We start from the raw sequence: 10,648 nt of genomic DNA on the forward strand, positions 1-10,648 counted from the left end.
GCTATGGATTAAACTAATCATACTAAGAATGAAATATACATTGCAATATAGATTCGATCAATTTTGTGTTGTTTTGAGATTAACAGCAAGCCCTATATATATATTGCTTTTAAGATTAAAAAACTTTCTCCCTTTATATAGTCTGTTATATATTTTTTTCATCTTTGTATTATAATTTATATCACAATAAATATTTGGTATACATATGCTGCTATATCCCGCATTTTCAAATTTGCTGTGGTACATATCTGCATATTGTCCCAATGTTTTAAGTGTAACTCCTTTCACCGTGCAATATCGCACAAACAATTTGCTGCCTGTAGTCAATATTGGGTTAGTTCCTATGCCTTCAACTTGTCCATTTAATAATATTACCGAATCAATATAATGGGTAGGGTAATATACAGAATCGGGCAATGAAATTGAACCCTTTACTTTCAGTACCACATCATTGCTGCTGTCGCCCACAAAATACATATTTGCCCGTGTAGCATTCTCCACTGTTACATTTATATTTGGGCCAAAGGTGCAATAACCCGCATAAGTATTATAGTGTGCATAGTCTTTATAATAATGAAAACTAACAGTATCACCTCGCAATATAAGGTTTGCGTTAATGGCCAGTTCCGAATTGGGCCCGTTCAAAAATATATGTGGCGATTTGATATACACCAAATTGCCGCTGCTATCCACGTTTAAAATACCTGTATTATTCACTATAAGAGTAGCACCCGAGTCTAATATCACCGAACCACTACTCCATATATTGGCTACAGCGTTTGAATCTACTATAAAATAACCACCAGCTTTTATTCTTATAATTCCGCCTCGGTTTATGAGGGTGCTGCCCTGCACTAAGTGCAAAGAACAGTTTGGCTCAACCAGCACTTGGCTTTCGCTTTCCATAATTAACCTACTGCCTTTGTTCACCGTGCAACTGGTACCGTCCTGAAAATTAAGGTGCATGGTATTGCTGCCGCGTATAATCATATCAGCCCTTTTCATGGTATCTGTAGGGTACTGTACCTATGCAGTTCAGCCACGTAGGGCTATTGCCAGCCCTATTACATAAATATAAATCGCTGTAAGTGGTAAGTGAGGCATTATCTGCAATTGTTGTATTCATTGAGATATAACGTGGGTCTTTAATCCCTTTTTGCTTATAATCGGGATGTATACGTCTTAATACCTTATTATCATATATAATACGCTCTATATTATTTATACTATCTGTAGCATACTTATAGCAATCACAGGGCAATTCGGCATAACTGGCCGTGCTGTCAAAATATAAATGGTACATATTATATAGTAGCATATAATCTAGTCCATTATTTTCGCCCCATATTTCTTCGGGCGAACTAACTATATCGGTATAATGATGATGCCAAGCTATTGGGCCTTGCCAATACCGAGAATTAAAGTATCTAGGATGCAACCCACCAGAGTTTGGCACTACTGAATCTAAACCTATTGTCCCGGGATTAAAATACTGCGGGGCATCATTTAAAAGACTATCATAAAATGCTTTCGTTCTATAAGTAAGTGCATGCCCATTAAGCACGGCATTCATCAATTCTGCTTGTTTACAACCAAGTATTTCACTATAATAGTGAATTGCGGAATTATCAAAATCATCAGCTAAAACTCCCATATTTACACAATAAGTATATATTGCTCTGCTAGCTATGGTATCTATAATAGGTGTTTCTCTAATCTTGTGGGCCGTGGCAAATGAAAGGTTTGTTTTTACAATCTCATTCCATTGGGCTGCTACAAGCCCGAAGTTACTTGATTGCGAAGGCCAACTTTTTTGAAAATCCCAAGCTACAGTCGACATATTATATTTAGCTACCGCTAAAGCATTTTGGCCATAAAACAATATATTTGAAACCACTGCTCCTGCTAAGGGAGATAAGACCGATGCAGCGGTAGAAAGTAAAATGCCTGCTGCTGCAAATTCTATTTGTGTAACACAATTTTTGGCTACAATAGAATCGCCATAAGTAGTGCCAAGATACTTATTACATACTTTAGAAAAACCTGTTGCATTTCCCCACCAAAAACTTCCGCCGGTAGGAACACGGGTACTAAACGCCTTTATTATATCGTCTGATGCAGGTGCATTAGGGGCAGGGTTTTCAAATGCCCAATTAAAATGTGTACGAGCAAGTGTAACTCCAAGCAAAGTGCAACTGTCCACATTCTTGGTACTACTCACCATATCTATTATTCTTTTCAGTATGGCCTTGCCTTCATCTTTTATATAAAACCCTTGATCCTGAGGTGTGGGTTTCACATATACATTGTCTACGAATTTTATTAAGAAAACAACCCCCATGGCTATGCCCGACGCTTCATCCGCACTCATTATGTTCACAGGGTTATAAGTAATACTATCATGTATACTCTTAGTCCCGTCCACTCTGTTGTTTCCGTTCGGTGCCCAGTTTTCATAGGTTTCGTTATAGGTACGATAGCTCTTGCTATCTATTATAAAACTACTGTCTTCTTCTAGCCAATCCTTTACTATTCCAGTATCCATATCACATCTTAGTAATACACCGTCCCTGTTGTTTGACAAGGTACTTATATTAAATAACTATGCATCAGAGCGATCATCTAATCTGTTAAGTGCATTTAATGCATAACATATTTCCTTTAAAGTAGCTTTTGTGTCTTGCCCGTTCTTTTTTAGTAGTTTGTACTCCATAGCAAGAGTGGCTATATAATAGCCTATATGCATGGTCACATTATCACCCCAGTTCATCCAACTTGTTTTGTGCGGAAAATGGTTTCCGCCGGTAGTATAGTCCCTGCCATCGAAACGGCTCATCCCCCTTGTCTGCATGGGCTGCGAACCACCTCGGTCAGCACTTACATTTATAAACCATTTTTTCAATCTGTCTCTGTAATCCCAATATTTTTGCTTGTTTACAGTTGATGTTTGTCCAAAGGTTTTTAACCCTATAAATAGCATCAATAAAATTAGTAATTTTTGTTTCATATATAATTTTAATAGTAAGTTTTATAATCTACCATTTCCCAGTCATCACCATTATCCAAATTTGTTCTTCTTATAATTCCTATATTTTTCTTAAAAAATAGATTTACTTTTGAATTGTGAAAAATAGAACTGTAGTCACTGTAAAACAAATTTACGCTGTCATATTTACTACTTTTTATATATAGAGTTGTATCTTGATTTTTTAAAATGGTTTTTCCACCGCTCCTCCACAAATCATAACTTTCACCATGCTTCATTGGAAAGAACATTACTCTATCAGAAGCCCCTCCACCCCATGGCCCATTTGAACTTAAATTTAAATCATAGCAAGCATTCATTGTATTTTTATCTATAATAGGCCCTATGGGTTGTGCATTTATGGAGTACAGTGCTTGATAGGCTGTACTAATTAAAACATTCCCAAAATCCTCATATTTATATAATGCCTTTCCATCTGTTGCACTCACTAAAGTATGATACCCAAATTTATAATCAATTACCGTAACAGTATCAATCATCCCATTCTTTTTGTTCTTATACACCCAATAACTACCAGGCTTAAATGCGAAATACCTCAAGAACTCATCTGGCAATTTATATTCGGGTATCGGTCTTTCAGGCACGGGTTCTTGTTCCTTGGTGCAACCCAAGTATAGACATAGCAATGTAAAAAGAGATATTTGCTAAGTATTTATTCATGTTTGCAAATGTATATTTTAAATGTTTGTTTTACAAATATATTTAATAGATGTATTGTCTCCTCATTGCATGCAGTTGGTTTTAGTAAAAATAAGTGTTGTGTTTTTTAGCTGATTTGGCAAATAACTCTTTTTACATTGCTATGGTACACGTTGCAATATCAAATAAATCCATATTTACCATTAGCGAATTAAATCTCAAAAATATTCCGTAACTTTACAGCTTATTTTTTAACACAGAGATAATGCACGCTTTTCGCAGAAAATTTTATATAATAGTTATTAGTTGTTTCATAGGAATATTTTGCGTTACAAATGCCAAGGCACAGATAGTTATTAATGAAGTAGCTGGCGTAAATGTGGGCAATGTACAGGATGAAGATGGACAACTTAATACTTGGCTCGAATTATATAATAGTGGTAATTCAGCAGTCGATTTGAAGAATTACCAACTTAGCGACCGCTATGGCAAAGCATTCAAATGGACCTTCCCTACTTATATACTTGGTGCGGGCAAACGCTTAATGGTATTTACTTCGGGCAAAGACAGAAGGTTATTTATAGACCGATGGGAAACAGCGATATGGTTTAATAATTATTGGAAATATATAGCTCCCAAATCAGCTATCTCATCCACATGGATTCAGCCTGGTTTTAATGATGTGAATTGGACCAGCGGCAAAGGAGGTATAGGATTTGGCGACGGAGATGATAGTACAACAATTGCCACAAATATATCTTTGTTCATTCGTCAAAAATTCGATGTGCCCGATACTGGGAAAATTGTTAGAATGCTATTGAGCATGGACTATGATGATGGGTTTATCGCATACTTGAACGGCATAGAAATAGCCCGCAGCAATATGAATGGAAACGCATGGAATGACAGTGCCACTGCTACCCACGAAGCATTGATATACCAAGGTTATGCTCCCGAAACTTTTGATATTCCTGACTCTGTTTTTAGAAATTTGTTGATGCCAACAGGGAATGTATTGGCTATACAAGTACATAATTTAGTTCCCAATTCTAGCGATTTATCGGCTATACCTAATTTAAGTTTGGCAGTAGCTGATACAGGTACTTGGTATGCCAAACGCAATCTATCATGGATACCCAGCATCAACAAAACTTATTTACATACCAATTTTAAATTAGGCAGGAATGAAGGAATATATATAAATGATTATAACGGAAATTTTATAGACTCGACTAATACTGGTTACCTCGATTCAGGATTGGTGGTGGCAAGAATCCCTGATGGACAAAGCTGGTGCATCACTCCTACGGCTACGCCTGACAGTACCAATAATGGACAAAAATGTTTTAAAGGTTATGCCACGCCTCCTGCATTTAGTTTGAAAGCTGGGTTTTATAAAATTACACAATATTTAAAATTAACAACTGCTAATAAAAACTTTGAAATTAGATATACCGAAAACGGAAATACTCCGAATGCAAATTCTAAAAAATATACACCCAATATTATAATAGATAAAAGCAAAGTAATTCGTGCTCGATGTTTCGATACTACAGGACAATACTTGCCAGGCAAAGTTTTTACCAATACTTATTTCATCAATGAAAATATAAACCTACCAGTTATCGCTATATCCACCGACTCTTCAAATTTATGGGATTGGGACTCGGGTATCTACGCCATGGGGCGTAATGCAGCAGCAGGATTCCCGCATCATGGAGCAAATTTTTGGTACGATTGGGAAAGACCCTGCCATGTAGAATATTTCAAACCCAGTAAAATTGGGACGCAATTATTTGAGGTGGATGCGGGATTGAAAATACATGGAAATTATTCCCGAGGCTGGGCTCAAAAAAGTTTTAGAATTGAAACTAGAAAAGGATATGATAGTTCAATTATTAATTTTCCGTTATGGGATATCAGGCAATATAAAACAGTAAAAAATTTCAATATCAGGAATGCGGGGATTGATTGGCTTGCAGGGCATATGCGTGACGACGTAATGCAACGAATGGCATACGCTACACATAATGATATGATGGCAAGCACACCATGTGTGGCGTTCGTGAATGGAGAATATTTTGGTGTGTTTCAAATACGTGAACGCGAAGATCAAGATTATTTAGCCAATATACATGGAACAGATCCTAACAATGTAGATATATTAAAATGGAGTAATACGGTGCTAGAAGGTGACGGGAATGAATGGAGTAAATTATATAATTTTATTGCAGGAAATGATCTCTCCAATAATACCAATTATGACTCTGCTACCAAAATGATTGATATAGAAAACTACTGCGACTATATGATTGCAGAAACATATTATGTTAATAATGATTGGCTAGGAGATTGGACGAATAATATCAAATTTTGGAGACCGAAAAAACCTGATGGCAAATGGCGGTATGTATTATGGGATACCGATGTGGGAATGAGTTTTTGGTCGGGTCCCAGTCAGGATAAATTATATAATTTACGGTACCCTGCCTCTCCTCAAATACATTCGGTAATGTTCGATACAATGATTACCAATACCAAATTCAAAAACTATTTTGTAAATCGTTATGCTGATTTGATTAATACTATATATCTGCCAGCAGAATTCAAGAAAGTAATGAAGCTTTTTGTTGACACGATGGACAATGAAATGCTTCGTGAATACATGCGTTGGTCCACCCAGACCACACTTGCCACATGGAATGCCAATTTGCAAAATATGTATAATTTTATTGATGCAAGACCAACCTATGCACGTAAATATATACAAAGCAATTTCAATTTAATTAATCAAGATACTTTAACACTAGTGGTATCTCCGGCCAATGCTGGACGAATAAAAATATCTACTATCATACCTACCAAATATCCTTGGAAAGGTGTTTACTTTAATGGTGTTCCCGTTACGGTAACGGCAATTGCAAATCCTGGATATACATTTAATTATTTTACTATTGGAAGTACGAAAGACAGCAACCAAAGTATTACACAAAACTATACAAAAGATACGGTAATAAAAGCTTTTTTCAAGGGTTCGCCTCAAGCACTCAAATTGGTAGTGAGTGAAATTAATTATAATTCTCCTAAAAAACCCGACGCGGGCAGTTGGATTGAGTTACACAATTATAGTAATGTTAAAATTGATATTTCTGATTGGAGATTTCATAGCCATGGCGACTATTATAATTATAAATTCCCGACAGGAACAACCATAGGTGCTAATGGCTATTTGGTGCTATGTGAAGATACTGACAAATTCAATAAAGTATATCCCAATATATCTGATAAAATTGGTAACATTGGTTTCTCACTCGATAATTTTGGGGACTCGATATATTTGTTCGATAATATAGGAAAAAATGTTGTGCGTTTTGGCTTTTCTGACACCACAGGTTGGCCGCAATTGGCTGATGGACTAGGGCATACCATGGAGCATAAGTACGATTCGGCTGTATATACTTATGATACTTGGTTCAATGGATGCCTTGGTGGTTCACCGGGAAAGGCATTTGCACCTTGCAATGAGCCTATCGTTATTTCTGAAATCAATTATAAATCATCAAACAATGCCGATGCGGGTGATTGGATAGAATTATATAATTCTACTAGTGCTGCAATCAATATTTCAAAATGGCATTTTAAGGACGAACAAGATACCGATGATTATGTTATTCCTAATGGAACTATCTTGTCAGCAAAAGGTTATTTGGTCTTAGTTTCCGATACTACAAAATTCAAAGACGAATATAATAATGTTTCCAATTTTATAGGTTCTTTTGGTTTCGGATTAAAATCGGAAGGGGAAATTTTAAGGTTATATGATAGTGTGGGCAATCTCAAATTCAATATGCTATATGGCCGCCATCAGCCAGAGTGGCCTTACAAACCCAATGGGATGGGATATACATTAGAAATAGAAGACACCGTACTCGATTACTCCTCTGGCGATAGTTGGACTACGGGATGTGTGATGGGATCACCAGGAACAGATAGGGTTACATGCAATTATTCACTGACCGTTTCTGAGATTAATTATAATATGGAAGCATCCTTAAGCAAAGGTGATTATTTAGAATTATATAATTATGGCAAGAATGATTTATATATAGGCGATTGGAAATTATATACCAAGAATGGAGTGTATACTTTCCCGCAAACAGCTAAAATAAAAAATAAAGATAGACTACTTGTCACGAATAGCGACAGTAATTTTACGGCATGGAACCATATAGCTTTCGGCAATTTTAAAATGGATAATTATTGGGATTCTATTACACTGTATGATAATAATAGCAATTTTGTTTTAGCAACTAATTATGATAGTTCTTCTGCCTATACTTCATTAGCAAATGGCATTGGTTTTACCTTGGAATTGGTATCTAAAAATTCACCACTAAATTTGGGTTCTAGTTGGGTTGCAGGCTGCTTAGGTGGTAGTCCTGGCGAGGCTTATAGCCCTTGCAAAGCCAAGGTTTTGATATCGGAAATAAATTACGAATCGGCCAACGAACTCAATGTTGGTGATTGGATAGAATTGTATAATCCAAATACTACTTCTATAAATTTAAATGGATGGAATTTGCAAACAAAATCGGCGAAAATACAATTCACAAGTACAATAATAAATCCAAATGAAAGAATAGTTTTTGTAAGTGATACTGTGAAGTTCATCAAATACTTTGGTAACAAATCGAATATGCGATTAGCTAACTATTTTAGCTTAGGAAATACTTCCGACGAAATAAGCCTGAGCGATTCAAATAAAATACTGAAATTATATTTGAAATATAACAACGCAAACCCTTGGGACAATTTGGCAGCAGGAAAAGGTTATACTTTAGAACTTGACAAAAATGTGCTTACGCAAAATGATATATTACTGCCAAAATCATGGAAACATTCGTGTTTATTGGGTAGCCCAGGTGATAGCACCAGCTTATGTAATAGCGATATTTCTGTGTCTGAAATTTGCTTGCGTGCCGATACTTTATTCAATAGCGGAAATTGGATAGAGCTTCATAATTTTGGATCTCAACCTTTGAATCTATTTGGATATAAAATTTCAAACACCTCTCAAAGTTTTGTCTTTGCCAATAATACAATTTTAGATGCTGGGAATAGAATTGTTCTTGCTTCTGATTCACTTAAATTCTATAATGCTTATCATATTTCAGCAAATAGTAGCACTTTAGATTCATTGCCACTTGCAGGGAATTTAACAATTACCAATATAGATAATAAAACCATATATAATACGTCCTATCAAAGCAATAATCAATATACCAAAGGATATGGCTATACCCTTGAATCTCTTTCTGATACAGGAATTAGTGCCTCAAACTGGTTTAGGGGTTGTCCGAATGGCTCGCCAAATAATATATATACAAATTGCAAAAAAATCAATCCGATTATTTCTGAACTGAACACAATCCTTGATGCAAGTTTTGATGACGGAAAATGGATTGAAATATGGAATAAAGATACTGTTCTTACCTTAGATATTTCTAGTTGGTCAATTGGAAGTAATGACCTTAGCAATCGTTTTATATTCCCTTCAAACACTACCCTAAAACCCAATGCCCGCTTGGTATTGACAAAAGACGATGTTAAATTTAAAACCGTTCATCCGCTCACCAATACTATATTGTTATATGCAAATTTAGATATTGATACAACGGGCGTACTACGAATTTGGGATGCCAATAAAAAACCACAGTTTGTATTGTTTTATAATAATATTTATCAGAATCCTGGTTATACTTTAGAGTTAACCATGCCTGATACAAATTTAGAAGGACTTTCTTCTCAAGCAGCTTGGAAAGAAGGTTGTTACACAGGGTCTCCTGCCACTAATTATATGCCTTGTTCTTCTCCTATTTTGGTATCTGAAATTAATTATAATAGTTCACCAAATTTAGATGCCGGCGATTGGTTCGAACTTCATAATACTTCTCTCAATGCTAGTGACCTCAATGGCTGGAGCGTGTTGAACGAAGCCAATCAAACTATTAAACTAAATAACAATTTATTGGCAGATTCCTTCCATTTGCTAGTTTCAAACGATTTTAAATTTGTTACGCAGCATGCCAATGTATATAATAAAACAGTTTCAAGTTTTAGTTTGAATACAAGCGATAAACTCAGATTTTATGATACCGAAGGCCGCTTGCGTTTTATACAATATTGGAGCAGTAAAATTCCCTGGAACGACTCAGCAGACGGTTTAGGTTATACTTTAGAATTGATGATTAATGCTATTGATCCATCACAGGCTACACAATGGGTAATTGGCTGCACGGGTGGTTCTCCAGGCACTACGCAAGTGCCATGCATTAATACTAGCCTTAATAATATATATACTACAAATTCATTTAAAGTTTATCCAAATCCCGCCAAAGAATATATTATTATAGAAACTGCAAATCCTATTTCAAATAAATATATATTATTAGATGCGACAGGAAGAATTTTAGTACAAGGAAATTGTAATCAGGGAATGTGTAAAATTGAACTTGCTAATTATGCAAAAGGTATATACTTATTGCAGATTAATAATGAGGTGGTAAGGGTGGTGAAGGAATAGAAACCGTTGCAGATTTGACCACTCTGCCTTGCAATGGCATGGGCAGAGTGGTCAAATCTAGCTCGAATCTACCTGTGCACCCTAAATATATTTACTAAAGTACCACCATACATTGATTTTTTCTCTAAAGTCATACCATTATTCAGAGCAACTTTTTGTGAATATATATTATACCAATTCTTAAACTCAAATAGTTCTCCGCCTGTGGTGGATTTAGTTTTTAGAATGGTAATGCCGAACTACATCCCGAAAGCATTCGGGATTAGTCCCGTTATTTTGGGCTATTATATATTAGACCTCTTTCATAATTCGATTCTAATAAATATAAAGGTTTGAAACACGAATTTTAAAACTTAGAATGCTGCCCTTTTTTATTTACA

The 10,648-nt window shown here is 35.6% G+C and carries 5 protein-coding genes; 1 reads left to right on the forward strand and 4 read right to left on the reverse strand.

From position 1 onward, the window contains the following. Positions 1–57: 57 nt before the first annotated feature. The 4 genes from SGJ10_14655 to SGJ10_14670 are packed head-to-tail and all read right to left on the reverse strand — an operon-like array spanning position 58 to position 3,672. The gene (locus SGJ10_14655) at positions 58–1,005 is read right to left on the reverse strand and encodes a hypothetical protein (protein MDZ4759364.1); all 948 of its coding nucleotides are present in this window, start codon (positions 1,003–1,005) and stop codon (positions 58–60) included. Then, positions 992–2,545 (reverse strand): hypothetical protein, encoded by a 1,554-nt coding sequence (locus tag SGJ10_14660; GenBank protein MDZ4759365.1) that lies wholly within the window; start codon positions 2,543–2,545, stop codon positions 992–994. Before SGJ10_14660 ends, SGJ10_14655 begins: the two co-directional genes overlap by 14 nt. A 57-nt stretch (positions 2,546–2,602) precedes the next feature. Further along, positions 2,603–3,007, reverse strand: a complete 405-nt coding sequence (locus SGJ10_14665) for a hypothetical protein (GenBank protein MDZ4759366.1) — start codon at positions 3,005–3,007, stop codon at positions 2,603–2,605. A gap of 8 nt (positions 3,008–3,015) precedes the next feature. After that, complete coding sequence (locus SGJ10_14670) at positions 3,016–3,672, reverse strand: hypothetical protein (GenBank protein MDZ4759367.1); 657 nt, start codon at positions 3,670–3,672, stop codon at positions 3,016–3,018. Positions 3,673–3,950: 278 nt separating this feature from the next. Here SGJ10_14670 and SGJ10_14675 point away from each other — a divergent pair, with 278 nt between their 5' ends. Then, positions 3,951–10,268: a lamin tail domain-containing protein gene (locus SGJ10_14675; GenBank protein MDZ4759368.1), complete on the forward strand. Its 6,318-nt coding sequence runs from the start codon at positions 3,951–3,953 to the stop codon at positions 10,266–10,268. The last annotated feature ends 380 nt before the right edge of the window (positions 10,269–10,648 follow it).

The organism is Bacteroidota bacterium (genome assembly GCA_034439655.1).
In the GTDB taxonomy this organism is placed as follows: Bacteria; Bacteroidota; Bacteroidia; order UKL13-3; family UKL13-3; genus CANJUD01.

Coding starts and splice junctions, on each gene's coding strand:
- SGJ10_14655 (MDZ4759364.1), bottom strand. CDS start 1,005: ATGAAAAGGGCTGATATGATTATACGCGGCAGCAATACCATGCACCTT.
- SGJ10_14660 (MDZ4759365.1), bottom strand. CDS start 2,545: ATGGATACTGGAATAGTAAAGGATTGGCTAGAAGAAGACAGTAGTTTT.
- SGJ10_14665 (MDZ4759366.1), bottom strand. CDS start 3,007: ATGAAACAAAAATTACTAATTTTATTGATGCTATTTATAGGGTTAAAA.
- SGJ10_14675 (MDZ4759368.1), top strand. CDS start 3,951: ATGCACGCTTTTCGCAGAAAATTTTATATAATAGTTATTAGTTGTTTC.